At 40.6% G+C, this 26312-nt stretch carries 20 protein-coding genes; 5 read left to right on the top strand and 15 right to left on the bottom strand.

Going from position 1 to position 26312, the window contains the following annotated elements; all coding sequences use genetic code 11:
- Positions 1-34: 34 nt before the first annotated feature.
- Both KEM09_RS15370 and KEM09_RS15365 read right to left on the bottom strand, forming a co-directional pair.
- Entirely contained in the window at positions 35-1903 is a 1869-nt protein-coding gene (locus KEM09_RS15370; protein WP_212229615.1) for an ABC-F family ATP-binding cassette domain-containing protein, read from the bottom strand.
- Between the two features lie 150 nt (positions 1904-2053).
- Positions 2054-3196: a 1-acyl-sn-glycerol-3-phosphate acyltransferase gene (locus KEM09_RS15365; RefSeq protein WP_212229613.1), complete on the bottom strand. Its 1143-nt coding sequence runs from the start codon at positions 3194-3196 to the stop codon at positions 2054-2056.
- A 230-nt stretch (positions 3197-3426) separates the two neighbouring features.
- On the opposite strand from KEM09_RS15365, the gene KEM09_RS15360 reads away from it, so the two are divergent.
- Complete coding sequence (locus KEM09_RS15360) at positions 3427-3771, top strand: STAS domain-containing protein (RefSeq protein ID WP_212191931.1); 345 nt, start codon at positions 3427-3429, stop codon at positions 3769-3771.
- Positions 3772-3791: 20 nt separating this feature from the next.
- On the opposite strand, the gene KEM09_RS15355 is transcribed toward KEM09_RS15360, so the two are convergent.
- Positions 3792-4139, bottom strand: a complete 348-nt coding sequence (locus tag KEM09_RS15355) for a carboxymuconolactone decarboxylase family protein (protein ID WP_212229612.1) — start codon at positions 4137-4139, stop codon at positions 3792-3794.
- A 56-nt stretch (positions 4140-4195) separates the two neighbouring features.
- A complete protein-coding gene (gene miaB / locus KEM09_RS15350; RefSeq protein WP_212229611.1) occupies positions 4196-5557 on the bottom strand; it encodes a tRNA (N6-isopentenyl adenosine(37)-C2)-methylthiotransferase MiaB in 1362 nt (453 codons plus the stop codon).
- A 216-nt stretch (positions 5558-5773) separates the two neighbouring features.
- On the opposite strand from miaB, the gene KEM09_RS15345 reads away from it, so the two are divergent.
- From KEM09_RS15345 to KEM09_RS15335, 3 genes are all read left to right on the top strand, one after another.
- Positions 5774-6616, top strand: a complete 843-nt coding sequence (locus KEM09_RS15345) for a universal stress protein (RefSeq protein ID WP_212229610.1) — start codon at positions 5774-5776, stop codon at positions 6614-6616.
- A 39-nt stretch (positions 6617-6655) separates the two neighbouring features.
- A complete protein-coding gene (locus tag KEM09_RS15340) occupies positions 6656-7099 on the top strand; it encodes an SPOR domain-containing protein (RefSeq protein WP_212229609.1) in 444 nt (147 codons plus the stop codon).
- Positions 7100-7214: 115 nt separating this feature from the next.
- Positions 7215-9116, top strand: coding sequence for an amidophosphoribosyltransferase (locus tag KEM09_RS15335; protein ID WP_212229608.1), 1902 nt, complete (start codon positions 7215-7217; stop codon positions 9114-9116).
- A gap of 745 nt (positions 9117-9861) precedes the next feature.
- Here the strand turns inward: KEM09_RS15335 and KEM09_RS15330 are convergent.
- The 11 genes from KEM09_RS15330 to KEM09_RS15280 all read right to left on the bottom strand — a co-directional run bounded on the left by KEM09_RS15330 (position 9862) and on the right by KEM09_RS15280 (position 24957).
- A complete protein-coding gene (locus KEM09_RS15330; protein WP_212229607.1) occupies positions 9862-10980 on the bottom strand; it encodes a DNA alkylation repair protein in 1119 nt (372 codons plus the stop codon).
- Between the two features lie 177 nt (positions 10981-11157).
- Entirely contained in the window at positions 11158-12333 is a 1176-nt protein-coding gene (locus KEM09_RS15325; RefSeq protein ID WP_212229605.1) for a thioredoxin family protein, read from the bottom strand.
- 76 nt (positions 12334-12409) lie between these two features.
- Positions 12410-13708 (bottom strand): thioredoxin family protein, encoded by a 1299-nt coding sequence (locus KEM09_RS15320; RefSeq protein WP_212229603.1) that lies wholly within the window; start codon positions 13706-13708, stop codon positions 12410-12412.
- Between the two features lie 21 nt (positions 13709-13729).
- Positions 13730-14869 (bottom strand): TlpA family protein disulfide reductase, encoded by a 1140-nt coding sequence (locus KEM09_RS15315; protein WP_212229601.1) that lies wholly within the window; start codon positions 14867-14869, stop codon positions 13730-13732.
- Between the two features lie 20 nt (positions 14870-14889).
- Positions 14890-15405, bottom strand: coding sequence for a hypothetical protein (locus tag KEM09_RS15310; protein ID WP_212229599.1), 516 nt, complete (start codon positions 15403-15405; stop codon positions 14890-14892).
- A gap of 17 nt (positions 15406-15422) precedes the next feature.
- Positions 15423-16844 (bottom strand): RagB/SusD family nutrient uptake outer membrane protein, encoded by a 1422-nt coding sequence (locus KEM09_RS15305; RefSeq protein ID WP_212229597.1) that lies wholly within the window; start codon positions 16842-16844, stop codon positions 15423-15425.
- Between the two features lie 24 nt (positions 16845-16868).
- Positions 16869-20057: a SusC/RagA family TonB-linked outer membrane protein gene (locus KEM09_RS15300; RefSeq protein WP_212229595.1), complete on the bottom strand. Its 3189-nt coding sequence runs from the start codon at positions 20055-20057 to the stop codon at positions 16869-16871.
- A gap of 118 nt (positions 20058-20175) precedes the next feature.
- The gene (locus tag KEM09_RS15295; protein ID WP_212229593.1) at positions 20176-21600 is read right to left on the bottom strand and encodes a DUF6242 domain-containing protein; all 1425 of its coding nucleotides are present in this window, start codon (positions 21598-21600) and stop codon (positions 20176-20178) included.
- A 221-nt stretch (positions 21601-21821) separates the two neighbouring features.
- The gene (locus tag KEM09_RS15290; protein ID WP_212229591.1) at positions 21822-22871 is read right to left on the bottom strand and encodes a FecR family protein; all 1050 of its coding nucleotides are present in this window, start codon (positions 22869-22871) and stop codon (positions 21822-21824) included.
- A 101-nt stretch (positions 22872-22972) separates the two neighbouring features.
- Entirely contained in the window at positions 22973-23554 is a 582-nt protein-coding gene (locus tag KEM09_RS15285) for an RNA polymerase sigma factor (protein ID WP_212229590.1), read from the bottom strand.
- 143 nt (positions 23555-23697) lie between these two features.
- Positions 23698-24957, bottom strand: a complete 1260-nt coding sequence (locus KEM09_RS15280) for a M28 family metallopeptidase (protein WP_212229589.1) — start codon at positions 24955-24957, stop codon at positions 23698-23700.
- A 300-nt stretch (positions 24958-25257) separates the two neighbouring features.
- Between KEM09_RS15280 and KEM09_RS15275 the strand changes: the two genes are divergently transcribed.
- Positions 25258-26283 carry a DUF4421 family protein gene (locus KEM09_RS15275; protein WP_212229588.1) on the top strand — a complete coding sequence of 342 codons (1026 nt, stop codon included), beginning with the start codon at positions 25258-25260 and terminating at the stop codon, positions 26281-26283.
- The last annotated feature ends 29 nt before the right edge of the window (positions 26284-26312 follow it).

Here is a 26312-nt window from a genome sequence, read left to right as displayed (position 1 = left end):
AAATATAGTAATTTACAGCTATTTATATCAAGCCCTATTGTTCTTCTATCTCTTTAAGTTCGAGCCAGCGTAATTCTTTCTCATCCAATTGCTCCATTACTTCCGAAAGTTCTTTTGATTTCTCAATCAGCACGTCAGTGTTGAGTGATCCGGAATTCAGTTCGTTTTGCAGTGTATCTTTTTGGTGTTCAAGGTTCTCAATGTCTGCTTCTAGTTGCTCCAGTTCACGTTTTTCTTTATAGCTAAGCTTTTTTGCTTTAGTTTCAGTTTTAGGTTTTTCCTGAGGTTTGGCTTTTTTCTCAGTTTTGCTCAGGTTGCGCTCAAGTGTTTTTTTCTGCTGGTTATAGTCGCTGTAGCTACCAACAAAATCTTTAATGGAACAGTTGCCTTCAAATACAAAGAGATGATCGGTCACTTTATCAAGGAAGTAACGGTCGTGAGACACCACTATCACACAGCCCTTAAAGTTGGCCAGGTAATCTTCCAATACATTTAAAGTAAATATATCCAGGTCGTTGGTTGGCTCATCCAGAATTAAGAAGTTTGGATTCTTAATCAATACCGTCATCAGTAGTAAGCGCTTTTTTTCTCCTCCACTTAATTTATTGACCTGTACATAGTGCATTTCGTTCGGGAAGAGGAAGTAGCGCAGAAACTGAGCGGCAGACATCTGCTTGCCTTCGCCAAGAGAAATGTCATCAGCAATATCGGAGATAACCTCAATTACCTTTTTGTTGTCGTCAATATTAATGCCTTCCTGACGATAATAGCCAAATACTACTGTTTCACCCTTTTCAACTTCACCGGCATCGGGCAGAAGGGCTCCGGTTAGTATATTCAGAAAGGTTGATTTACCAGTTCCGTTTTTACCAACAATACCTACCTTTTCGAATGGAGCAAATTTGTATGAGAAATCTTTGATTAGCTGCAACTGGTCAAATGACTTGGAGATACTGTGCAGGTTAATCACTTTTTTACCCAAGCGCGCTTGGGCGATGCCAATCTCTAGATTTTGTTCATTAATATTCTGGTGTGCTTTGTCCTTTAAATCATAGAAGGCATCAATGCGATATTTAGCTTTGGTTGCTCTGGCCTGGGGCATTCGGTTCATCCATTCCTGTTCCGTTTTAAGCAGGTTACGTGCTTTTTCTATTTCTGCTTTTTTATTGGCCAGTCGCTCTTGTCTTTTACGCAGGAAATAGGAGTAGTTGCCCTGATATCTGTAAATGGTTTCATCGTCCAACTCAATGATTTCATTGCAAACACGATCCAGAAAATAGCGATCGTGTGTTACCATTAGTAACGTGGCTTTTGATTTGGAAAGGTATTGCTCCAGCCAGTCAACCATTTCTAAATCGAGGTGGTTGGTAGGTTCGTCAAGTATCAATAAGTCAGGTTCACTGATTAGTATGCTAGCCAGCGCAACGCGTTTTTGTTGACCGCCAGAAAGCTCAGCAACAGGTTGGTCGAATCGGGTGATTTTTAGCTGCGAAAGAATTTGCTTGATGCGCTGTTCGTAATCCCAGGCCTGCAAAGCATCCATCTTTTCAATGAGTGCTCCAAGTGCTTCCTGCTCATTACTTTCCAAGGCTTGCTCATAGGCTTTGATGGTTTGCACCGTTTCACTTTCAGCATTAAACACCTCTTCTATCACCGTGTGACTCTTGTTCAGGTATGGATCTTGGGGCAGGTAGCCCATGGTTAAGCCGTTTCGAAGTGTTATTCGGCCTTCATTTGCCGGCATTATACCTGCCAGAATGTTTAATAAGGTGGTTTTACCTGCACCATTACGGGCGATTAATGCCACTTTCTGGCCTTCATTTAGTCCAAATGAGATATTATTAAACAGGCGAACATCGCCCCAATGTTGTGTCAGATTCTCGACAGAAAGATAATTAATCATAACCCTTTTTTGCGTGGGCACAAAGGTAAGATAATGTGGCTAATTTACCAGTGAAGAAAAGTAATGTGGCTATACAAGTTGCTTTTTATTTGGCATAAAAAAGCCTGCGCTTATATCAAGGCAGGCTCTGATTTATACGATAATAATATGCTATTTATCTTCGCAGGTGTAGAAATTTTTAACCGGGTTGGCATACATTTCAAGCAGTGTGTTGAATAAAAAGTCTTTATCACCATCTATTCGCGACAAGTGTTCGTCCAGGTATGCCAAAAAGGTGCTTTTATCCTCATCGGTATATTTGTTGATGTGGCGCTGATGATTGGTAAATAAATCATCGGCTATGAAATTACCAGGATAGAATTTATAGTTGCTGTGGATTTGATTATCAATAAGCTCGGCTAAAGCCTGTAACTGATCGTTTTTAGCCAATGCTTCGAGCTCACTCAATTCTTTTTTAATTGGCGTTCCAAATCCAAAATGTACTCTTCCTTTACGGCCCCGCAAGCCGGCTCCCATATGCTTCAGGTCGTCATCCTGGGTTTTCTTGAAATCTGGGTTGTCCCGCTTCATCAGGAATTCATGTGCCTTAAGGTAATCACAAGGATCGTATTCGTACGATATGGATAGTGGTACAATGTTTATCTCCTCAAAATTCTTAGTGAAGCTACCATTGCCACTCATGTTGAGCATTTTTAAAAGGCTAACTTGTGTTCTGTCATCACCATCTTTTGAACGACCCTCACGTTGAGCGATCCAAATGCTTTGGTTGCGATCTGCGAGTGTTTGCCTGATGTAGGCTGACAGGCGTTTTGTACTCTCCATCATCTGTCGCACTGGTAAATTGCGCTGTACGATAAATGATTTATTGAGCTTCACCAAATCAGTAATCCACGGGTAAATTAACAGATTGTCGCCAATGGCTATTTCTGTTGTGTTAAAACCGTTTTCAACCATCAGGATGTTTAAGATGGCTGAGTCTAACACAATGTCACGATGGTTTGATATAAAAAGATAATGACCGTTCGGATCCAGATTTTCAAAGCCTGAGTGAGTAATACCTTTAGTGGTGGTCCTTAGAACTTCCTTCACATACGGGTAAATAACTTCAGTCTGGAATTCTTTAATAGATTGAATACTCAGTAGCTTATTCAGAAAATCTTTAGTAGAGAAATTAGGGTACAGGAAATTGATTAATCCTAAAAAATTGACTTCATTAACTAGTCGCTCAAACACTTCATGAATCTCATCATCATTGTAAGGACGAATAGAGTCAAAGTTTAATTCGTTTACCATTTCTGTTTAATAATGTTTGCAGCAAAATTACGGCAAACATTCCTGTTTACGAAATTAAATCTGCGTTAACTCAATTGCAGGCCATTCAAATTATGGATTAAATCCAAAATATGGAATAAATTCTTTCAGATGGATAATTATGCAATATCTAAAATGCTAATATGCAGATAATCAGCAGAAAGTAAATTGTGGCACATCTGTTGGAATATGAGGTGTAAACGCCCAAGATTATGATACGAGTAAAAGTTTTTAAGAACACCACGTTAATATCCTTTGAAAGAAAGGAGAATTTAGATTTAAATACTTCTAAAGACTTCAAAAATCAAATGATGGATATATTAAAGAGGCCTTTTACTAATCTGTTTGTGGATTTAGAAAAGGTAGAGCATGTTGATGCAGAGGGGTTGAATACTTTAATGGCAGGTCAGCGTTTGTCGGAAATGAATCAAAGTCAGCTGAGCTTGTTTAACGTGAAGGAGGGAGTGCTTAAGTCAATGAAAAAGTATGACCTCGACAATTACTTCTTTTTTTGTGACCGTCCAAAGCCCTTTTCTGATGACCTGTTAATGGTTTGAAGTTAAGGATTCCAGGAGGCTTAGGCCTCCTGGTTTATAATTTCCCAATATTCGATAGCCCTGCGTGTGTGTGGAATAACAATAGTTCCACCAACCAGGTTTGCTACGGCAAATATTTCCATCATTTCGTCAGTTGTCACACCCTGTTCATGGCATTTCTCCAAATGGTACTTAATGCAATCGTCACAGCGCAGCACCATGGAGCTGACTAAACCAAGCATTTCTTTTACTTTGGTTGATAAAGCGCCTTCCATGTAGGTATTGGTATCCAAATTAAAGATACGCTTCATCACTTTATTATCGGCCGCCAGTATTTTTTCATTCATAGCAGCTCTGTACTCGCGAAATTCTTTAACCTTTTCGTTCATGTTCGTTGTTGGTTAAATGCTAAAGCTGATGCTTATAGCAGGGTTTATTAATTCAATTACAGGGCTTCACCTTTAAGGGTAGCTTGTGTGGCTTCTTTAATGACCACTTGAACCAAATCACCTGTCTGGTAATCTTTTTTAGGGAACACCACTACTTTATTCTGTGAAGTGCGTCCATACAGCTCTTCTTTTGATTTTTTAGAAGTGCCTTCGACTAGTACTTCATAGGTTTTGCCAATGTCGCTTTGGTTACTTTCAAATGATAGCTGATTTTGTAAATCTATGATTTCCTGCAAGCGACGGCCTTTTACTTCTTCCGGTACGTTATCTTCCAGGTGTTGGGCAGCATAGGTGCCAGGGCGTTCAGAGTATTTAAACATAAACGCTGAATCATAGCCAGCCCACTTCATCAAACTCAGTGTTTGCTGGTGATCCTCTTCTGTTTCGCTGTGGAAACCACAGAATACATCTGTTGAAATGCCGCAACCAGGCAATATTCGGCGAATAGCTTCAATTCGATCCATGTACCATTCCCGATCGTATTTGCGGTTCATAAGCTTAAGGATGCGGGAGCTACCTGATTGTAACGGCAGGTGAATAAACTTACAAATATTATGATGCTTCGCCATTACCTCAAGTGTTTCATCACTCATATCTTTAGGATGTGAGGTGGTAAAACGGATACGCATTTGAGGAAAATTACCGGCTACAAAGTTTAATAATCCGGAGAAGCTCATAGGATTACAACCTTCAGCTTCATAATGGTAGGAATTGACATTTTGCCCAAGCAGGGTCACTTCTTTAAAGCCCTTGTCGTAAAGATCCTGAATTTCTTTCTTAATACTTTCAGGCTGACGGCTTCTTTCACGTCCGCGTGTATATGGCACAATGCAGTATGAGCAGAAATTATTACACCCACGCATAATTGACACAAAACCAGAGATTTTATTCTTGCTCAATCGTGAAGGAATCACCTCAGCATAGGTTTCACTGGTTGATAATTCAACATTTATGGCTTTGTCACCTCTTTCTGCCATACCAATAAGGTTTGGCAAGTCCATATATGCATCAGGCCCGACAACTATATTGGCACCTTGTTCAAATAAAGTTTCCTTAACACGTTCAGCCATACAGCCAATAATGCCTATGATAAGATTCGGCTTTTGCTTTCGCATGGCTGTTAGCTGCTTTAAGCGTCCCATCACACGCTGTTCAGCATTATCTCTTATTGAGCAAGTATTAATAAAAATGGCATCAGCATCATTAATGTCATAACTAACTCCATAACCATCCATCTCCATTACCGATGCTACTACTTCACTGTCAGCAACATTCATCTGGCAGCCGTATGTTTCAATAAAGAGTTTTTTTCCGCTCTTACTGCTAATTAAAGGCTTTACTGCACTAAACTCCATCATTTGTCCGGGATTATTTTTTTACTTCTTGATTGTCATTTTTTTAGGAGCTGCAAAGTTAATGCTTGTTGGCTTATTGGCAAGTATAATTGTGTTAAATGATGCAAGATGACATTTTAAATTCCAAATTTTGGAAACGATTCGTATACTTTCATTTCTAGCAATTTAAAACACTATTTATTACCTTTAAGCAACACTGTTAACTTAAATCACCACGTCATGAAAGAAGTACTTGTACCCGTTGATTTTTCTGAAGAATCTATCATTGCCCTTGATTTTGGTATTGACTTAGCCAATCATTTAAATGCCAACATACGTGTTATTCATGTTAAGACAGATTCAGTCATTATCCCTTTCTTCTCGGCAAATGAAGCTGATGATAGGCTAAATCAGGATGTAGAAGCCTGGGCAGAACAATTACACCGACGGTTCATACATAAATATAAGGTTAGTTGTGGCGTTTTCGATTACAAAATAAGAGAGGGGAATATTGTGAAAGAAATAGCTAATCAGGCCAGGTATGGTGATACAACTATTATTGTGTTAGGTTCTCACGAAGATAAGAGCATCACTTCAAGGTGGGTTGGAAGCCCTGCCTATCGGTTGGTAGCACATGCTCCTTGTCCGGTATTGGTTGTTAATAAACGTATGAAGCTTAAGCATGCGATTAAAAGCATTGCACTACCTGTAGATTATAGTATTGCCAGCCGAAAGAAAGTTCCTGCTATTGCCGGTGTGGCCAGGTTGTTTGATGCTAAGGTTCATGTAGTTGGATTGAAAACTTCAGATTTGGATTGGATGAATGAGCAAATGAAAGCATTTGTAAAGCAGGTAGAGAAATTTGTTGTTGAAAGAGCCAGGGTGGAGGTTAAACATTCACAGCTAACAGGCAGGGACTTCTCCGAAAACCTGATGAACTATGCAGAGGAGAACGCAATTGATTTAATAACAACCCATGTGCACCATGCTAATAATCCATTTGTCCGAGTGTTTCAATCGTTTACTAACGATTTAATCAATAAATCTTTAAAACCTGTGCTGGTAATTCCTACAAAAGATTAATCTAATGATTATCTTTGCCGGGCAACAAGAATGATAATAATGAAGAACTTTATTGTACTTATTCTACTGTTAGGTCCGGTATTTGCCTTTGGGCAAACAGACAATACTCTGGTAAATAGCTTGCAGGAGCATGTTGCAGGAGAGGGCGTAATCACTATTCATGATGAAGAGGGGGTAGAGGAGTTGGTGAATATACAAGTGGAGGCTAACAGGCGTATGGAAGGTGTAGAAGGTTGGCGTATTCAGTTGTTTTCAGGGCAGGGGCCAACTGGCAAGCGAAATGCCTTGCAAGTTAAAAGTAAGTTATTGAATAAATTTCCAGACCAGGATGTTGATTTATCTTTTACATCGCCGAATTGGAGAGTGCGTGTAGGGAATTATCGACATAAGCACGAGGCCTTACCGCTATTGAACGAATTGCGGGAGTTGTTTCCTCACTGCTACATTGTGAAGGATGGGAATGTTAAAATGAATAAATTTTAGTTGTGATATAATATGCAAAGCCGGAAAATTTCCGGCTTTTTCTTTTTTGAAAAGTCGTGTTGGCGATTAGAAAAATAGAAATAAATTTGCGCTTTATTTTTTAGAGGGAAAAATCATGAGTGACCAAATTAAGCACGAGTGTGGGATTGTTCTTATCCGCTTGCTAAAACCACTTGAGTATTATCAGGAGAAGTATGGGACGTGGCGTTATGGCCTGAATAAGCTCTATCTTTTGATGGAAAAACAGCATAACCGGGGACAAGATGGAGCTGGTGCTGTTAACCTGAAAATAGATCAGCCGGCCGGACAGAAATACTTTTCGCGACACAGGTCAAATAAGGCCAATCCGATTAAGGATGTGTTTGAGAAGATTAATGAGCCATTTATTAAGCAGCAAGAGAAAAATCCTGAACTGCTGAATGATCCCATCTATGCCAAGGAGCACTTGCCATTTGCCGGTGAACTATACTTGGGGCACTTACGTTATGGAACTTTCGGAAACCACAGCATTGACTATGTACACCCTGTGCTAAGAGAGAATAACTGGCGTTCGCGTAACCTAACATTGGCTGGTAACTTTAACCTTACCAATGTTGATGAAATTTTTCAGTCGTTAACCGAGTTAGGTCAGCACCCGAAAGATTATACGGATACGGTAACAATTCTTGAGAACGTTGGTCATTTTCTTGATGAAGAGAATCAGCTGTTGTTTAGAAAATATAAGAATGAGGGTAAATCAAACCGTGAAATTTCTCAATGCATCGAAGATGAGCTAAACATCCGTGAAATACTTGAGCGCTCAAGCCGCCGTTGGGATGGAGGGTATGCCATTGCCGGTGTAGTAGGTCATGGTGATGCTTTTGTAACCCGTGATCCATGGGGTATTCGCCCGGCTTGTTATTATGCTGATGATGAGATTGTGGTGGTAGCTTCGGAACGTCCGGTGATACAAACCGCAATGAATGTACGTTCGGTGCAAGTGAAGGAACTTAAGCCAGGGCATGCTTTAATCATTAAGAAAAATGGTAAAGTGACTGAAGAACTGGTTCGTGTTCCACAAACGCGTCGTTCTTGTTCATTTGAGCGTATTTATTTCTCGCGCGGCAGCGATCGAAAAATATATGAAGAGCGAAAAGAGCTGGGACGATTGCTGGCTAAAACCATTCTTGAGAAAGTGGACTATGACATTGAGAACACCGTGTTCTCATACATTCCTAATACAGCTGAAACGGCTTTTTATGGCATGATGGAAGGCGTTCGTCGTGAGATGGATCAGGTGAAGAAGCAGCAGATATTAGATATGGGTTCTGATATAGATGCAGATAAGCTGGATAAAATACTGAGCCTGGAGCCACGGGTTGAAAAAATAGCCATTAAAGACGTTAAGATGCGTACTTTCATTGCAGATGATGACAGTCGTGATGATATGGTGGCACATGTTTACGATGTAACATACGGTATTGTTAAAAACGGGGTGGATACGCTGGTGATTATCGATGATTCAATTGTGCGTGGCACCACCCTTAAAAAGAGTATACTCCGTATTTTAGACCGCTTACATCCTAAAAAGATCATTGTTGTTTCATCGGCTCCGCAAATACGCTATCCCGATTGTTATGGTATTGATATGGCTAAGCTGAAAGACTTTTGTGCTTTTGCTGCAGCTATTGAACTATTGAATGAATCTGGGCGTACGCATATTATTGACGAAGTATACAAAAAATGTAAGGAGCAGCAATTCTTACCAAAAGAAGAAATTGTCAATCATGTAAAGGAAATATATCGTCCGTTTACTGCAGAACAGGTTTCGGCTAAAATAGCTGAAATGCTGCGTCCCGAAGATATTGAGGCTGAGGTGGAACTGGTGTATCAGTCGGTTCAAAACCTGCATGTTGCTTGTCCCGACGATAATGGTGACTGGTATTTCACAGGTGACTATCCTACACCAGGAGGTAACAAAGTGGTTAATACTTCATTTATTAATTTTGTTGAAGGGAATACCGGCAGAGCCTACTAGGAAATAAATTAGTCTAAAAATATACCCGTCACATTGAACAAAAATTCAGGTGGCGGGTTTTTTATATAAAGGATATTTAATAATGCATATATGTACATTTAATTACATAGTTTAATGTTTGCTAACACGTTGTAGCAAAATGTGGCACAGCGATTGTTAATTACTTAGTAGATTTTTTTCATAGATTTGGGTTAGGTTAGTAAATGGGATGATAAACAACGGTTTATGTCCCATTTTTTTGTGCCACTGCCTTATTGCTTGCTGATAATTTTATCACGGCAGTTCCCCAAAAATGCATGCCAGTAAAATGATAGTATCTAAATCGGTTGTAGAAGTATTACTTATTAATATCATTTAACAAACACTAACAGGTTGGTTTAAATTTCTGGCATAACACTTGCTATTTGTCTTGTAGATTTTTTTCATAGATTTGGGTTAGGTTAGTAAATGGGATGATAAACAACGGTTTATATCCCATTTTTTTGTGCCATTAATTTCGTATGCTGTCATTATATATATCTGACACGGCCATCGTGTATAGGATGCCCCAAAAGATGATCATATTTAAAGCGGTTGAAGAAGCATTACTTATTAATATCATTTAACAAACGCTAACAGGCCAGTTTTAATTTCTGGCATAGCACTTGCAAATTGTCTTGTAGATTTTTTTCATAGATTTGGGTTAGGTTAAAAATAGGATGGTAAACAACGGTTTAGCATCCTATTTTTTTATGGAGACTCTTTATCAGGTTTGCAAAGTAAATGCCGCTTCTTCAAATTCAGAACCGTTGATAATTAAACTCACATAATGCTCGCCTGAATGATACTTGCGGGAAGAAACAAGCTTGAATGATTGTCGCCTGTTAATGACTGTACATGATCCAGGGGCATAATTTTTTTCACTTATCTTAAATACCTTTCTGGTGTGGTGGCCCTTTTGTTTCAGAAAATATATGGCATATTCCAAGCGGACCAGTATGCTTTCATTAGAATGGTTATACAGCTTGAAGCTAAATTCCAGATCATCACCCACACTAATCCTATCGTTTAAAATAGAAAAATTGCGCACTTCCATATGTTCTGGTACACCAAAACCAAATAATTCAAGTACTTCTCTGTTGCCTGCTTTTAATAATGTTCGGCAAGCATGTTTAACAATCCAGTCGGTATTCATTGAGAGTCCCTTCCACATGTGTGCTATGTCTATTGTTACCTGGGGATTGTCCATGGAAATGTCGTTTAGATTGTTGGCGACACTTTTTCTTACGTAGGCTGAGTCGTCTTTCTTTAAGGCTTCTAAAACAGGTATTACCGGTGTAGGATCATGCTTAAAACGTCTTAATGCCATGCCCCATGGCAGGCGTGGTCGACAACCTTCCGATGCCAGCCGCCGGACATGTTCATTGGGGTGTGCAGTCCATTTCTGAATCACATTCATCATTTTATCTTCATACTTGATGATGAACGGCCTGACTGCTAATTCACAGGTAGAAAAAGGTGTGATGGATTCAAATGCCCTGATGGATGTATTAAAATCATGAAGTCCGGTTAGTTCGATATAGTGCGGGAAGATCATAAATACCAGGTCGGGGTATTTTACTTTATCTTCTACACGATTTTGTTGTAACCAGGTTATTACTTGTTCTATTTGTTCAATGCTTTTGGGATAGTTGCTCGATAAATAGTTGGTAAGAATAGTGGTGATGTGATGCATGCGCTGCTTTAATTCCAACTCTTCCCACTCCGTATCATAGATTTCTTGAAGGAATTGCTGCCTGTTAAAGCGTTTTAATACATTCTGTAAGGCATCTGTTAGGGCTTCAAAAAAGTTTTGTGAGTAAAGGTTCTTAAATAAATCTGCCATAAGTTACTTCTGTCGGATAAAGTTCGGGGCAAAATACTTAAGAACTTATAAAGCTGCAAGAATTGAGAAGCAACTTCTTAAGACGCTATAGCTAGTAATGGGATTTATAAGAAACGAAGTAATAGTGTGTATTGCCCCGTTTCTTTTAATCGCCTTAGGCAGGATGAAATCAGATAATTAATGAGTATCGATTTTTACCTGGTTTCTCAAAGTAGTTATACGCTCTTCCAGTTGTTTAATTTTATCTCGGGTGTTATCTGCTTTTACAAGTATTTTAAGTTTTTCTTCCAGGTAAACGATGTTATTAGCAAGTGGCCATTGACTTACTTCAAAAGCCTTTTCCATCCACTGTGCTGCTTGCATGTAATGCTTGCTTTGTGCTTGATTACTGTTATCAATGGCTTTGGCCCAATTGTAGTAAAGGAAAGAGTTTGTGCTTTCGTGGTAGCCAAGTTTCATGTTTTCATTTACTTTCTGGATATAGGCATCCCAGTTTTGTTCAGCGCGACAGATACTTTCGTCAATATAAGCAACTATCTTTTCCCTGTTATTAACCTTTCGTTTTTTGAGGATTTTGCAATATTGCTTATAGCCTTTGTAATCAATTTTATCTTTCCTGACTAAAGAATGGCCATAACTCAAATAAGTGCGGTAGAGCTTTTGTTCAACCTCTTCGGCAGCGTATCTTTTTTTAAAATCAGCCTGGTGCTTATGGAACCATTCAAAGGCAGGAGAGTAGATGTCTTCCAGGTAGTTTTTAATTAGCGAGTAGTTTTTTTCTTCCAGGAGTTCGCTTCCTTTTACCGATTTAAAATAGTTGGCAAGCACCACTTGTATTTTTTGTTGTTCATAGGCATTGCTCAGTCCTTCAATGTAGCTTAGCATTACACTGAAATCGTTGGGATGAGTGGTGTAATTGCGTTCAAGAGCTGCCAGACCTTTACCATCGATAACCTGTTGAGCTATGCTTATTAGCTCATCAGCATTTGGCGCACCAACTGATTTATGCAGTTCATTTCCATCTGAATCAACCCAAATAAGGGTCGGATAGGCAGATACATTAAATTGCTTTTTTAATAGCGGGCCTTCATCTTTTTCCATATCAACTTTGTAGTTAATGAAATGGGCATTAAAAAGCTCACCAACTGCTGCCTGAGGAAAAACATTTTTTGAAAGCATTTTACAAGGACCACACCAGGACGTATAACAATCAATAAAGATGGATTTATTCTGTTCCTTGGCGAGTTGTTTTACTTCTTTCCAGGTGCCGTGATTAAAGTGGACACCGTTGTTGGATTGAGCACATGCAACTGCAACTGCCAGACTGAATAGTAAGCTGAGAATTGTCTTCATATTATATCTTTTACAGCAAACGCCTTGAATGGTTATTCAAAGCGTTTGTTTACTAAAACCAAATGTTAAATTATCACTAGAAACCACCCATTTTCATTGCGGGAATAGAGCGTCCACCATCCTTAGCTTTTTGTGCCTCCTTGTATGTTTTGTCAAGCAATGCACGGTGTTTTGGCACAATGTTATCAAATAAGTCACTCATAGCTTTTGCCACAGTCAGGCGCTCACCTGTGATGCCAGCTTTCTTAATGAAATCGTAACTGTCGCGATAAGCAATTGATAGACTGAACATATCCAGTTCTTCCGCAGCCATTTGTGTGGCCACAACATCATCCACCAGTTTGGCGGCGCGTTCAAGACATGTTTTATCTTGACAATCCTTCAGGCGATTCAATAAGTTGAAACCGGATTCGGAGTAGTATTTGGAATTCGTTGCCAATCCCTTATTAAATTTCTCTTCAACCACATCCATGTAAGTGCTATAATCTTTTACATTAATTAATAGGGCACGGTTGGTATAGTCTTTAATGCCTTCGATTCCGTCATAGCCATTTGATTCCATTAATGTAATCAGCTTATCAAACTTCTTCTGATCAAATTCGCCTTTGCTATCGACCTCGGCCAGTTTACCTGCATAGCTGTAGTACATACCCGATTCGAAATACTCACCCTGAAAGCCATTGCCTTCAATAAACTTTTCTTTGTTCTTATAAAAGTATGCAGCTTCTTTGCTGAATGGATCTTTAACATAGCGGCTCATCAACCAGAAATATTCTTTTTTGTGCCAATCCGTTTTTGGAATCATCTTCAGGTAGTGCAGAGCCACTTCTTCAGCTTTCGGGTCACTTACTTTTACCAGGTAGCTCAGGTAATCTTCTGTTGTCTTCAGGTCTTTCTTATTCTTCTGGTAGGCAGCGGCTAATGCTTCGGCTCGCTTAGCTTCAGCAGGAGCTCCTTTTGCTTCTTTAATCAGTTCTTCTGCCGGGCGGAAACCAACCACGCGGTGCAAAACTTTCTCGTTGCTAGGATCAATGAATAGCATTGTAGGGAAAGCAGAAACGCCAAACTTGTTTTTTAAATCAACGCCTTCGCCTTTTTCACAATCAATTTTCACATTAATAAAATTGGCATTAAAATAATCGCCTACCTCCTTTTGTGGAAAAACCTGTTTTGACAGCATTTTGCAAGGGCCACACCAGGTTGTATAGCAATCTGCAAAAATAATCTTGTTTTCACTCTTTGCTTTTGCTATAACCTCCTTCCATGTGGCATGAGTAAATTGAATGCCTTCATTACCATCATTAACAGCTTTAGCTGATTGTACCTGACTAAGGAAGATTAGGTACACTGTTATGATTGTTAATACTTTCTTCATCTTGAATTTATTATTTGTTGATTATTTAGATAATAGTTCGTCCAGTTTCTCATCTATCTTTTTACCTCTTAGCTGCTTGGCAACTATCTTACCATCTTTATTCAGAATGATAATAAATGGAATGCCGCTGAACTGGTAGTCTTTCATGGTTTGCTTTCCGGCATTGGGAGCCAACACCTGAGCCCACGCCATGTTTTCTTCAGCCAGGGCTTTATGCCAGTCGGCCTCTTTCTTGTCAATGGAAACGCTCAGCATTTCTACGCCTTTAGAGTGGTATTTTTCGTACACTTCTTTCAGATGAGGAATTTCGCTTCGGCACGGACCACACCATGATGCCCAAAAGTCGATAACAACAATTTTCCCTTTGTAATCTTCAGGAGACACCATAACACCTTCAGGAGTTGGGTAAGAGAAGTGTGGGGCCACTTTTCCCAGTTTCACCTTTTCAGCAGCTGCCCGGGCTTCCTCCTTGTCTTTGATGTATTTGAGCAGTGGAGGATAAGCAGGATTTGTCTTCTTTAGGGTTGCAAGGGTTTGATCGATTAAATCTTTATCGGTTTTATCGCGCAGGCGACTGATGACTGCCAACACGCTGTTTCGGTCGGCATACTCCTGAGCCAGAAAGCGAAAGCGGGCCCTGTCATCATCACTGGCAACACCGTACAACTGACCAGCAATCTCGCCATACTTTTCAGGAACATCTTTGGTAGCTTTATAAACGGTTTGCGACAGCCCGATAATTAACTGGTACGAACGGTAATTCACAAAGTTAAGGTGGTTCATCACCTCATTTTTAGGGCCGCCATTGATGTATACGTAAGGAGGATTCTTAATTTTAATCTTGGCAGTGTCCTGGCCTCGGAAATCAATATTGAGATCTTCATCTTCGGCCCAGAAACGAACCGATTGCCACTTTTGACAGTCCAGGTTGTATTCACCCGGTTGGCTAGTATTCATGTTGTAACTATAACTGCCATCCTCAGCCACCTGAAATGAATCAGTCACTACTTTTTCACCATCCCTGTATTGCGAGATGTACATCTTGAATTTATTATCAGGAAACTTTACTTTTCCTGAGATGGTAATTGTGTCTTTAGGTTGTGTATTGCACGCACTCAAAAGGATAATTACCATTGAGGCCAGTGTTAATCTAACTTTCATATGTGTTTGTTTTTTAGGTACTAATTAAATTTCTTCTCCAGGTTCTTTTGCATCAGCAACCATTCGCTAATAATCAGCTTTTCAATTTTCTTATCCTTAGTAGTATCGTCAGTGCTGAATATGCCTTCGAATTGTACATAGGCATTGTCTTCATCTCTGCCAACCAGAATGCGATACACCAAAGGCTGGTTGTAATAGTCCGATTGGGTTATGTAATAGGCCATCATTCGTTCCTGGTTATCAAGAACGCTAATTTCCTGCACCCTGCGTTTGTCGCCAGGTATAGTGAAACTTATCTGTGCACCTTGTTTGTTACCTGAACATTTTAGGTCTTTTACTTCTTCGATTGAGGCATAAAAATCACCGGGTGATGAAATGTAAGCCCACACGTCAAGAGTTGATGCCTTTAAGGTTACACCTTTAATGACTTTAGGAGCTATGCGTTTTGCGGGTTGCATTTGCGCCATTAGCTGCAGACCTGATGAAAAGGCAATAACTGCCACTATCAGGTATAATCTGATACATTTTAATTTCATTATTTACAGGATAAAATCTAGTTATAGCCTTCGTTTTGTTTTACAACACCATTACTGATTTGGACTTCACGCAATGGTATGGGGAATACCTTTTTGTTATCAGGTAATTCCGGATTGTACAATGGTCTGTCGGTACGTAACTGGTCAAAACGTGAACAACCTTCAAAAGCCAGTTCTTTATTACTTTCCAACAGTACACGGTCGATGAATGCATCGTTTGATTCGAAGTCCTCGATGGTATATCCTGACTCAGTTGGATTAGCTCTTAGATGAACCTCATTCAATAAATCGATCATTTCCTGTGTCACCGTATTGGAGGTGCGACCTAATGCCTCCGCCTTGTATAAGACAACTTCGGGCAAGCGCATTATTGTCAGATTATCCCGCCCATTTGTATTAGGGTATTTGTTCGTTACATATACCGGATTTTCCTGATACACTATTTCCCGCATTAAGTCTGTTTTTCTCAGATCGGTATCTGCAAAGGAGCTTATAATTGACTGGCTGTACCAGTAGTTGTTATAGGTGTAATAAATATTGTTACCGCCAAACTGCCAGTTTCCGCCATTTGAACTTACAGGGAATCCGAAAATATGTTCAGTTGAGAATGGAATAACAGCATCATTGGGATTCAAAGGAAACACTTTTAGTAAATCATCTTCCAATTGGTATTCGGAGCGTGCTAATACTTTAGTGGCCCAGATAAGCGCATTGGTGTAATCGCGTTTGTACATATAGGTACGCACTAATAATGCTTCGCAAGTAGCTTTATTGGCACGGCTCACGCGTGTTTCAACTGCAGTCAGGTCACCAGGTTCGGGGAGGTCGATAATTGCATCCTCCAAATCAGCTATAATCTGATTAAATACTTCCTGGTTGCTGTTACGTGGACGAATATCCGTATCACGGTTAAAGCCATCGTAGTGCTCAAGGTAAAGTACCACACCATCTTTTTGTGGTTCATTCATGAGTGCACCATCACCATACCAGCCAAGTAAACGCAGGTAGGCGTATGCTCTGATAAATTTAGCTTCTGCCATGTGCTGTAGCATTTGCTCCTGATCGTACTTTCCTAATTCAGGTATCTTGTATAATAGTAGATTTGCCTGTACCAAAGCTGCATAATAGGCTTCGTATATTCCCTGTAGTTGTGTGTTTTCAGGTAATACGGCTCCATTATTTATCTCATCGTAGGTACGGCCGGCTCCCGAACTGTAATTACAGGTTGGCGAAGTGGCCTCAGCCATGATATAATCCTTAGTGGCCGCTGCAAAAAGCATATGGTAAGTACCGGCCACTGCCGATTCTGTACTTGTGAATTTCTCAAAAACTTTATCCTCTATAATAGTATCTTCAGGAGCCAGGTTCAGTTGTTTATCACAAGCCGTCAGAAATATAGCCGCGATTACCAGTGTCTGGAAAAAATATCTTGTCTTCATATTAACTATTCTTATTGCTTGTTATTAAAAGCTGATGTCAACACCAAATTTTACACTTTTCGCCTGCGGCATGGTTAACTCGTCATAGCCACTTAACAAGGCACTGGAACCGTAGGCACTCACTTCAGGATCGATGCCACTGTATCCGGTGATAGTTAGCAGGTTAGTTCCCTGCACATACAGACGGATACGTTCCATGTATAGTTTTTTAACCCAATTGTTTTTAAATGAGTAGGCCAGGGTGATGTTTCTTAAGCGCAAGTAGGACGCATCTTCCAGGAAGCGATCGTTAAGGCGGCTGACATCATAACCACTCAAGCCGCTATTCGTCCACCGCGGATCTTTATACACCGTGGTAGCGTTATCCAGTTTGGGAACATCTGTCTGATGACCTGGTATTTTCCAGTAATCAAGCATATCTTCAGACAAGTTATTGGCATCTGTTAGTGTATAGGTCATTAAGGTAGCCTGTGTGCCATTGTAAAGCTTTTGACCGATAGAATAAGAGAACGCAAAATTAAGTTCCCAATTCTTATATTGAATCCGGTTGCTGAAACCTCCGTAAAAGTCAGGCATGCTGCTGCCGGCTGCATAGCGGTTAGCCAAAGGATTATCACTATCATATACACCCTGAGGAGGTACTTCACTTATAGAACCGTCATCATATCGCCATTGGGGGTTACCGTTCATTGGATTTACGCCCACCCAGTCGTACATATAGAATTGGTTCAGGCTTTCGCCAACGACAAATACCTTGCGTTCCAGACCTTGATTGGAAGCCATTTGATAACCGGCTTCATTCAATCGAAGTAGTTTATCCTTGATGCGGGAGATGTTAAAGGAGCCCGTCCATAACCAGTCATTTGTCTGAAGAATAGTGCCATTTACCAGTAGTTCCAGGCCTTCATTCTTCATGTCGCCTACATTTTGTTGCTGTGCACTCCATCCCATGTACAAAGGCACCAAATCGCTTGCCAATAAGTTATTAGTGCGCTTATAGAAATAGTCAAGTGTAATATCCAGTTTGCCATTAAACAGGCTTGCATCAATTCCTAAGTCCAACGAGGTGGTTGTTTCCCACTCCAGGTTAGGGTTTACAGATTGTGAGTTAAATAACAGCGGAACACCATTGTACATGAGGGTACCACCATTTACTGTGCGGTTGTCGCGTGTCCACTGCCCTTGGTTACCATAGTAGCCACCAAAGGACCCGTCTAAGCCTGTTAAACCGTAGCTGGCTCGAAGCTTAAGGTCGTCTAACCAGCCTTTTGTGCCAGCCATAAAACGCTCTTCTGACATAATCCAGCCTGCCGAGACTGAAGGGAAGCCACGATAACGCTCATTCTTGCTAAAGCGCGATGAGCCATCGATGCGGTAGGTGAAACCGGCCAGGTACCGATTCTTATAGCGGTAGTTCAAACGGGTAAAGTAGGATACAACCGCCCATTCCTGTGTGATGGCATCCAGTACCCGTTTGTCGGTTGCAGACTGAATACTTTTTTCGTTATCATCGAAGAAACCGGTGCCTGTAACGCGGGTGCGGCTTTCTTCTGAGGTTTCAAAACTTTGGCCAAGAATGGCATTTATCGTATGATCGTCTGTGATTTTTCTTAAGGTCAATACGTTGTTAACAACGTATTTCAGGTTCTGGTTGGAAGCACTTGTTCCTGTTCCACCAGTGTTTTGTGGTGTAGCCCAGTTACGGTTATAAGACTTGGTATTGTATATATCAAGACCAATCTCTGATTTAAAACGTAACCATGGTAATGGCTTTAATTCAGCATAGAAATTGGAGATGACACGCGTATCTTTTACGTAATTATCCTCGTTGGCTGTTGCTACCGGATTACCCAGGTGGCCGGTTATTGTATTAATGTTATTCTCCGAATCGAAGTTTAAAGGCGTGTGGTAAAAATAGCTGCCATCCTGTTTGTACACCGGAATGTTCGGCGACATCATAATCGCATCGCGGTAAACGCTTTGACTGTTAAGTGCGGCATTATTAACCAGTGCAAATGAAGAGTTGGTGCCGAAGTTAATCCACTCAGCCGGGCTGAAGTCAAAGTTGGTTCGTACACTGTTACGGATAAAGTCCTGGTTGATGATGTAACCTTTCTGATCGAAATTGTTAAAGCTAATGTAGTAAGACGTATTATCCGTTCCCCCGGAAACTGATGCCCGTGTTTCTTGTGTTACTCCTGTGCGCAGTACTTCATCAAGCCAGTTGGTATTGTAGGTTGTTGGAAACTGATCGGTATAACCTTGTGAGCGATTGAAGCGTGTGTAAATATCACTGAACTCATCCGCATCCAGTAGGTCCGGCGTAGCAATGGGCTGGCTCATCTCAACGGAGTAGCCAATGTTTATCTGAGGTTTTCCTTTTTTCCCTTTTTTGGTGGTTACCAATATAACCCCTGCGGCGCCTCTTGAGCCATAAATAGCGGTAGAGAAGGCGTCTTTTAGAATCTCAATGGATTCAATATCATCCGGATTAAGAGCAGCCAGTGGGTTGCGCTCAAACTCGGGCTGCTGGCTATAACCATTTGCAACCGAATTGCCACCAATCATACCTCCGGATATAGAGCCATTGCCAAAATCAATATTATTCACCGTTTTACCGGTTCCATAGACAGGTACACCATCTATAACAATCAATGGGTTACTATCGGCATTAAGAGATGATAAGCCCCTGATGGTAATAGAGGTTGCACTACCAGGCGCTCCGCTACTCAAGTTGACGTTTACCCCGGCCACTTTACCTACCAGTGCATTGTCAAAGCTGGGTGCCACTCCTGCTATGTCTTCAGCAGACACCTTCGCAACAGCACCAGTCAAATCGCGTCTTTCCTGAACACCGTAACCAACTGTAACCACCTCACCCAGCGCCACTACATCTTCTATTAGTTCTGCTTTGATAAATTCTTGTCCTTCATAAATAATATTGATGTCTTTGCAGCCAATACAAGTGATGCAGATGGTTTGTCCTTCAACTACCTGGAGCATATTAAACTCGCCATCCATATTGGATACATCGCCTCGCATGGTTTCTTTTACATAGACATTAGCTCCCGGAATTGGTTCGCCCGTTTTAGCGTCAACAATGAGTCCTTTCACGGTTGCCGGTTGCAAGCTCGAAGCCTTAATTTTATCCTGGGCAACCAGGGAGGAGATTGTTAATAGCCATAGGCCAATTATATATATTGCTTTGTGCATGGCAGTTGATTTTTTACCTGGCAATAGCTTGATAGGCAGTTGATTTTTTAGTTTAGTTATGCAAAAAAATTAATAAAGTAAAGAGTGCCTGCTTTTCTAACCAGGCACTCCATACCTGCTATAGTTTATTTAATTTACCACTCCAAACATCCAGTAATTGTGTGATTGTTTCTCCATCAGGCTCGCTGGCACCTTCAGATGTGGTTGGAGTTGATGTGTATCCACCAACAATCCATACTTTGTTGTCTGCATCAAGGTAAGCCGAGTGTCCGGCACGGGCTGTAAATTCAGCTGGCAGTAATGCATCTTCATCAGGAGTTGTCCAGTTGATACCATCTGTAGATACTAATACCTCGTTAGAGCATACACCTAAAGCAGTCTGTCCGCCAAATAGCCAAATTTTACCATCATATGAAATAGCTGCTGCACCCATTCGAGGTGTTAAGCCAACAGGCGTACTTTTTGTCCATGTTGTTCCATCTGTACTGCTCCAAACATCACTTGATATGTAACCACCCTGCAATTGTCCGCCAATCATAAACATGGTACCTTCGTGCACAATGTTAGCAGCGTAACGGCGAGGCGCTTCTTCTGGAAGATCTGTTTCAGTCCAGGTGGTCAGGTCTGTGGTTGTTCTCACTTTAGTTGATAAAGATTGCGGACCAAAGAAATCAGAACCTTCGCCTTTTGTTCCTGAAATGGAGCCATAGAATGTGGTTTGTCCTCCAACTACCCATAGAGCATTGTTATGAACAAAGTTCTCTGTTGTGACAGCGGCGGAGGTATAGCCGTTCTCTAATTTAGTAAATATTTCACCATCGGTACTTTCCCAAACTTCGGCTAAATCCTCAGGAGCCCAGCCTCCATCTGCAAGAGCAGTATAACCTGTAATATAAAGCTTGTCATTAAATACAGAAAATGTATAGTAGGCCCCGTTTGCTCCACCCGGGAAGTTCGTGTCCAATGTTATTTCTGTCCAGCTCTTTCCATCGGCTGATTTAAACAGTTTTGATGTACTGGAATAGCCACCGTTACTAAATACAGCCAGGTGCTTGTCTTTATAATAGATAGCTTGAGAGGCGTTATAACCCATGTCTGTAATAGCAGGGTTTTCTTTTACCCAGCTAACGCCTTCAGGATTCACCTGTGATACGTTTACTGTTACCTGGTAAGTAAGTTGTGTTACGCCATCTTCAGCTGTTACAACATAGTTTACCGGTGAGCTGAAGTCATTAGCTGTTGTACCACTATTTTGTTCGTTGCCGGCAACCGTTACTACTGTTTTTTCAATAGCGTCGAATTCGGCTACTAATGCTGATACATCTGCCATGTATGGTAGTTCATCGACATTGGTAATCGTATAATTGGTCTGGTCAATATTAAATTCAATATTTTCGAGTCCGGGAATGTTACTGTCAGCCATGAAACTAAAGGCTGTTAATCCTGTTAATGATGATTTTGGTGCATCGTCTTCGCATGCGGTAAACACCAAGGCAACAGGCAATACGAATCCCATTACAAATTTGAGAAGATTTGTTTTCATACAATTAAGTTTTAATAAATTATGGAAGTAATAAGCAGAGTGATTAAGGGACTGTTGTCTGCCAATTACCATCCGTTAGCATTAAATAATTACGGATTGTTCACTTCATGCAGGGATACATTTATCCCATTACGACTAACATTGTTAATCATTTACTTCATCAACACCTACAGTTGGCCAGTCAATAAGTGGAGGTGAATTATTTATTGAGATTTAGTTACTTATGAAAATATGACTGTTATCTTTCGCTTTGTTTCCTTTATGTCTTTAACCTGGTTGCTAAAAATTGTATTTATTAAATCCTTTGCTGAGGGGTTATTAAAACTCCCCGAATAGTTTTGATAAGGATTCATTTCCCCTTTAAATTCAACACTTTTACCATACCATTCCGAGATTTTAAAGGCTAACTCATGTTGTTTCAGGTTGCTGAAACAAAATACCTTATCCTTCCAGCTAAACACCTCGCAATAGCTGTTTACTTTCGTTTTGGCTACCTCATCAGCTGATGAATAGGTGGCACGTTGCCCACCTGATACTTTGGTGCTCTCGGCAAAAGGAGTAGTACTTTTCTCGCCAATTTTAGCGGCAGGCGTTAATTTAAACATTGGAATTATAACCTTTTTGTACACTGTATCTACAATGGTTGCTTCGCCTTCTTCAACAGCCACATCAAACTGATCATTTTTGCCATTCACGGCCAGTTTGCCCTTGCTTGCTATCGCACATCGTTTACCGGCATTAACAATAACCGGCATATTATTTACCTGATCATTGATTTCAATATATGCTTTACCATTTAACAGTAACTCACGGTTGCTCTGGCTATATCCATCGTTATAGCTTATTTCACTTCCTCTCGACAGAAATACTTTACTACCATCAGGCAGGTAAAAAGATGTTACAACATCATTACCTTTAACAGTATGTACAAAGCCATTGCCCAATTCATCTTCACCAAGTTTGCCAAGAGCCAGCGGAATTAAAACAATTAACACCAATACAGCTGCTACCTTGATAAGTCTACCAATAGTAAATGAAGCACTGCTTGCTGACCTTGCCAAAGAAGATTTGTCCTTCACCTTATTCCATACACTGCTTTTTCTGAGTAACTTCTGTTGGCGTCCCAGAATATGTATTGTCTGGCGATAGACGATGGCATTTTCCTCACTTTCAGCAATCCAGTCGAATAACTGTTGCGTTTCGGCTGGTGTCAGTTCACCGGCTAATTTTCGGCTGATTAGTTGTTCTATGTTTGCTTTGTTCAGTGTCATTTTCTTCTATCTGGTTATAAAGACTCATTAAGCTGAGTGTTCCGTTACTGGTTTGGTTGTTTTTTTTTGAAAAAAAATCTTTCAGTCTTATAGATAGCTCTTTAGAGGTGTAAAAAAAGTATTAAAAGCTTCAATCCATAATTTCTGATCACCTCTAAAATGCGTTTAGTAGCCTTCTTGAGATGGACATCGAGCGTGTTTTCAGAGATGGATAATTTTTTAGCCGCTTCTTTGTATTTTAATCCTTCTTCGCGAACTAGCAGAAAAGCTTCCTTGCATTTAGGAGGTAACTCTGCTATCACATCTTCCACTTTAGTGGTCAGTTCATCTATTTCAATCTGAAAATGGGGGTCATTTTCTCTGTTTGCAATCTGGTTAAAACTGTTTTCTATCGAAAGGGTATCAATTTTCTTTTTACGAAGGTAGTTGAGACACTGATTTTTGAGCGAAATAAACAGGTAACTTTTAAAATTAGATATGCCTTCCAGCTTTTGCCGGTTTATCCACAATTTCGCAAACACATCACTAATTACTTCTTCAGCATCCTGAAAGCTGCAGTAAAGGCAGGCCACATCAAATGCATAGTCATAGTATTTATCAAACAGTTGATTAAAAGCATACTGACTATCATCCAATATTTGCCTGATGAGCAAATCGTCTGATTGTTTTCCGAAATTTTCCATGATTAAGTGGGCGCAATATAATGATTTTTAGTCACCAACCTGAAGCGCTATCCTCAAATTATAATCAGGAAAACCAAATGAAAAGGGATTCAATAAACTTAAATCCCTTCCCGTTATCCGCTGTATCTAAAGTGGTTTTGTTATCAATGATACTGTTCTATAAAATCAACTACCAGCTTGTAGATGCCTTCAAAAACCGGATATTCTAGTTTTTCGGGTGTATCAAGTGGCTCGTGGTAATAGTCATTACCGCCCGCTGTCCAGAAGAATAATGCCGGGATACCTGCATCATGAAAATGGTAGTGATCAGAAGTGGCCTCGTAGCCGGTGGGTTTTAGATATTCAATGTATTCACCTGCCGTGTTTAATGTTATAAACTGCTTTTTAATCGAAGGGTATAGCTCTGCATGTATCAGTTCGGTCCAGTCAGTGCCCGATGCCACCATGTCGAAGTTAATAACCAGTTTGGTTTTTTCGAGCGGATAAAGAGGATTAGCCACGTAATACTCTGAGCCGTAAAAACTGGCCTCTTCAGCAGCAAAAAAGATGAGCTGAATGCTGTAATGGGGAGGATGCTGCTTAAAGTACCTGGCCAGTTCGAGCATCATGGCCACCCCGCTGGCATTATCATTGGCACCTGCATAAACTGCTTCTCCAAATGTACCCAGGTGATCGTAATGGGCAATTAGCGCCACGCAGGTATCCGTTTGTCCCTGAATGAAACCGCTAACATTTTGAGTCTGGTATTTGGGGATAAACTGATTCTCCAAATCAATAGTGATAGAATCAGTTGATGGTTTCAACCACTCTTCCCTGACACGCAGAGTAGCATACTCATTAACATATCGACGGGCTGAATATTTAGGTGATTCAACGCAGTCGATTATCCCTTTTACCATTATTCTGTTGGATGTAAAAAGGTTGCGCGCAAAGTAATGCAGTTGCTCATTGGCTGTTATAGTTGTATCGAAGCATATGAAGGTATTTTCGAGATCTGATGCCAGCAATGCATTGAGCTGTCGCTTGCTGGTAAGCATGTTGGAGCTAACCCATTGTACAGGATAGGTGCCTTTTGCACCCGGTGAGTTGGGATATGCTACCCAATCAATCCCATTTTGTAACTGATGGCCGTCTATTGATAGAACCGGATTACCCACATAGGTATTTATATCCATCGGAAAGTGCTGGTAATAGGCATCACCAACAGCGTTAATCCGCATCTTTTCCAAGCATCTGGCTATATAATCAGCCGCCAGGCTATCGCCTTTATTAGTATAGCCCCTTCCGTAGTAGGCCGGAGAACTCAGTTCCTCAACTACTTTTTTCACACGTTGCATGCTTTGGCTCATTGCACAAAAAGACAAGGCCATGAGCAGCCATGCACCAATAATTACTCGTTTCATTTTTTGATTTACTTTAACTTGTTTGCCGGGCGGCAAAGTAATAGCATGCTTTTGAACTATTCAATAACAATTGTTAGGAAAGAGATATAATTCCGCGTGTATTTGGCAGAATTGGTTTTGATTGTATCATTACCTTCTGAGCATAGAGGTAATTAACAATGCCCGGATGACGGAGGTGGTATGAGCATCTTTCTGGTCATAGCTTTTGTTTCATTGAAGTAATCTTTAACCTGCAAGCTTGAAATCAACAGTGAATCGTTTTACCTTCTGTTTGTTTTATTCTAAATATTAATGCGTTTCATGTCTTTGTTGATAAAAATACCAATTTGGCTGGTCTGCCTGTTTGCTGTTGGCTGGCCGCTCTGTTCGCAAACTTCCGATACCAGTCGTGTTATTGTTGAAGATGGATGGATTGAAAAGATGAGCAATAAAGTGTCCTTTGAGTTATCCTTCAATAATTCTTATAATATTTTGAAGGTGCATACCGCTGCCAATGATATCATCCTTTATCCCAATACCCCCAATCACCTGCGGCTTAAGCTGAACTATGAATTTATTTCATTGGGTATTCAGTTTGCCCCTGATTTCCTGCCTGGTAATGGTGATAGAGATTTAAAAGGAGATACCAGATCTTTAGAAATAGGCACCGGCTTACTCTTTAAACACTGGTTTGCCGAACTGCTTTATGCACGGATTAAAGGCTTTTACCTGAAGAACACGGCTGATTATGATATCATGTGGCAGGAAGGCCAGCCATACATTCAATTTCCAGATTTGGATTATCAAAGTTTTGTGGTTCGGACAGGTTACCTCTCCAATTCAAGGTTCTCGTTTAAGAGCCTGACCACACAGACGGAACGTCAGTTGAAGAGTGTTGGCAGTTTTATGCCCGTTTTATCATTCAATTATCTGGTAGTTAATGATCGCTCGGCTCAATATAATACCCAGAAATCAACTAATGTTGAGACTAATATTGGGCCCGGTTATGCCTATACCTTTGTGGTAAACGAGCAATTTTACATGTCTTTGGCGGGTTTTACCACCTTTGGCTATTTAAACACTAAGCTGCTCACCCGCTTACCTGATGGCGATGTCACCACCTGGCAGGATAATTTCATATGGCGCTGGGATGGAAGAGCTGGCATTGGCTATAACGGCGACCGTTTTTATGCCGGTTTATATACCAATGTGTCGGGCGCCAGGTATAAGCAGGAACATACGACCGTTCATAATTTCGATACAAGGGTGTTTTATCATCTGTTTCTGGGTATGCGCTTTGAAGCACCTAACTTCCTGGAGAAGAGTTTTCGGCGAATTAGAAAGTAAACCTTGTCGGGGGAACGAGCTATCCATCG

The organism is Carboxylicivirga mesophila, assembly GCF_018271975.1.
GTDB lineage: Bacteria > Bacteroidota > Bacteroidia > Bacteroidales > Marinilabiliaceae > Carboxylicivirga > Carboxylicivirga mesophila.
Note: the sequence above shows the minus strand (reverse complement) of the source record. Positions and strands in the feature narration are given on the sequence as shown.

What these genes read in the sequence shown, in the direction of transcription:
- KEM09_RS15370 (WP_212229615.1), bottom strand. Translation starts at nt 1,903, where the DNA reads ATGATTAATTATCTTTCTGTCGAGAATCTGACACAACATTGGGGCGAT.
- KEM09_RS15365 (WP_212229613.1), bottom strand. Translation starts at nt 3,196, where the DNA reads ATGGTAAACGAATTAAACTTTGACTCTATTCGTCCTTACAATGATGAT.
- KEM09_RS15360 (WP_212191931.1), top strand. Translation starts at nt 3,427, where the DNA reads ATGATACGAGTAAAAGTTTTTAAGAACACCACGTTAATATCCTTTGAA.
- KEM09_RS15355 (WP_212229612.1), bottom strand. Translation starts at nt 4,139, where the DNA reads ATGAACGAAAAGGTTAAAGAATTTCGCGAGTACAGAGCTGCTATGAAT.
- miaB (WP_212229611.1), bottom strand. Translation starts at nt 5,557, where the DNA reads ATGATGGAGTTTAGTGCAGTAAAGCCTTTAATTAGCAGTAAGAGCGGA.
- KEM09_RS15345 (WP_212229610.1), top strand. Translation starts at nt 5,774, where the DNA reads ATGAAAGAAGTACTTGTACCCGTTGATTTTTCTGAAGAATCTATCATT.
- KEM09_RS15340 (WP_212229609.1), top strand. Translation starts at nt 6,656, where the DNA reads ATGAAGAACTTTATTGTACTTATTCTACTGTTAGGTCCGGTATTTGCC.
- KEM09_RS15335 (WP_212229608.1), top strand. Translation starts at nt 7,215, where the DNA reads ATGAGTGACCAAATTAAGCACGAGTGTGGGATTGTTCTTATCCGCTTG.
- KEM09_RS15330 (WP_212229607.1), bottom strand. Translation starts at nt 10,980, where the DNA reads ATGGCAGATTTATTTAAGAACCTTTACTCACAAAACTTTTTTGAAGCC.
- KEM09_RS15325 (WP_212229605.1), bottom strand. Translation starts at nt 12,333, where the DNA reads ATGAAGACAATTCTCAGCTTACTATTCAGTCTGGCAGTTGCAGTTGCA.
- KEM09_RS15320 (WP_212229603.1), bottom strand. Translation starts at nt 13,708, where the DNA reads ATGAAGAAAGTATTAACAATCATAACAGTGTACCTAATCTTCCTTAGT.
- KEM09_RS15315 (WP_212229601.1), bottom strand. Translation starts at nt 14,869, where the DNA reads ATGAAAGTTAGATTAACACTGGCCTCAATGGTAATTATCCTTTTGAGT.
- KEM09_RS15310 (WP_212229599.1), bottom strand. Translation starts at nt 15,405, where the DNA reads ATGAAATTAAAATGTATCAGATTATACCTGATAGTGGCAGTTATTGCC.
- KEM09_RS15305 (WP_212229597.1), bottom strand. Translation starts at nt 16,844, where the DNA reads ATGAAGACAAGATATTTTTTCCAGACACTGGTAATCGCGGCTATATTT.
- KEM09_RS15300 (WP_212229595.1), bottom strand. Translation starts at nt 20,057, where the DNA reads ATGCACAAAGCAATATATATAATTGGCCTATGGCTATTAACAATCTCC.
- KEM09_RS15295 (WP_212229593.1), bottom strand. Translation starts at nt 21,600, where the DNA reads ATGAAAACAAATCTTCTCAAATTTGTAATGGGATTCGTATTGCCTGTT.
- KEM09_RS15290 (WP_212229591.1), bottom strand. Translation starts at nt 22,871, where the DNA reads ATGACACTGAACAAAGCAAACATAGAACAACTAATCAGCCGAAAATTA.
- KEM09_RS15285 (WP_212229590.1), bottom strand. Translation starts at nt 23,554, where the DNA reads ATGGAAAATTTCGGAAAACAATCAGACGATTTGCTCATCAGGCAAATA.
- KEM09_RS15280 (WP_212229589.1), bottom strand. Translation starts at nt 24,957, where the DNA reads ATGAAACGAGTAATTATTGGTGCATGGCTGCTCATGGCCTTGTCTTTT.
- KEM09_RS15275 (WP_212229588.1), top strand. Translation starts at nt 25,258, where the DNA reads ATGTCTTTGTTGATAAAAATACCAATTTGGCTGGTCTGCCTGTTTGCT.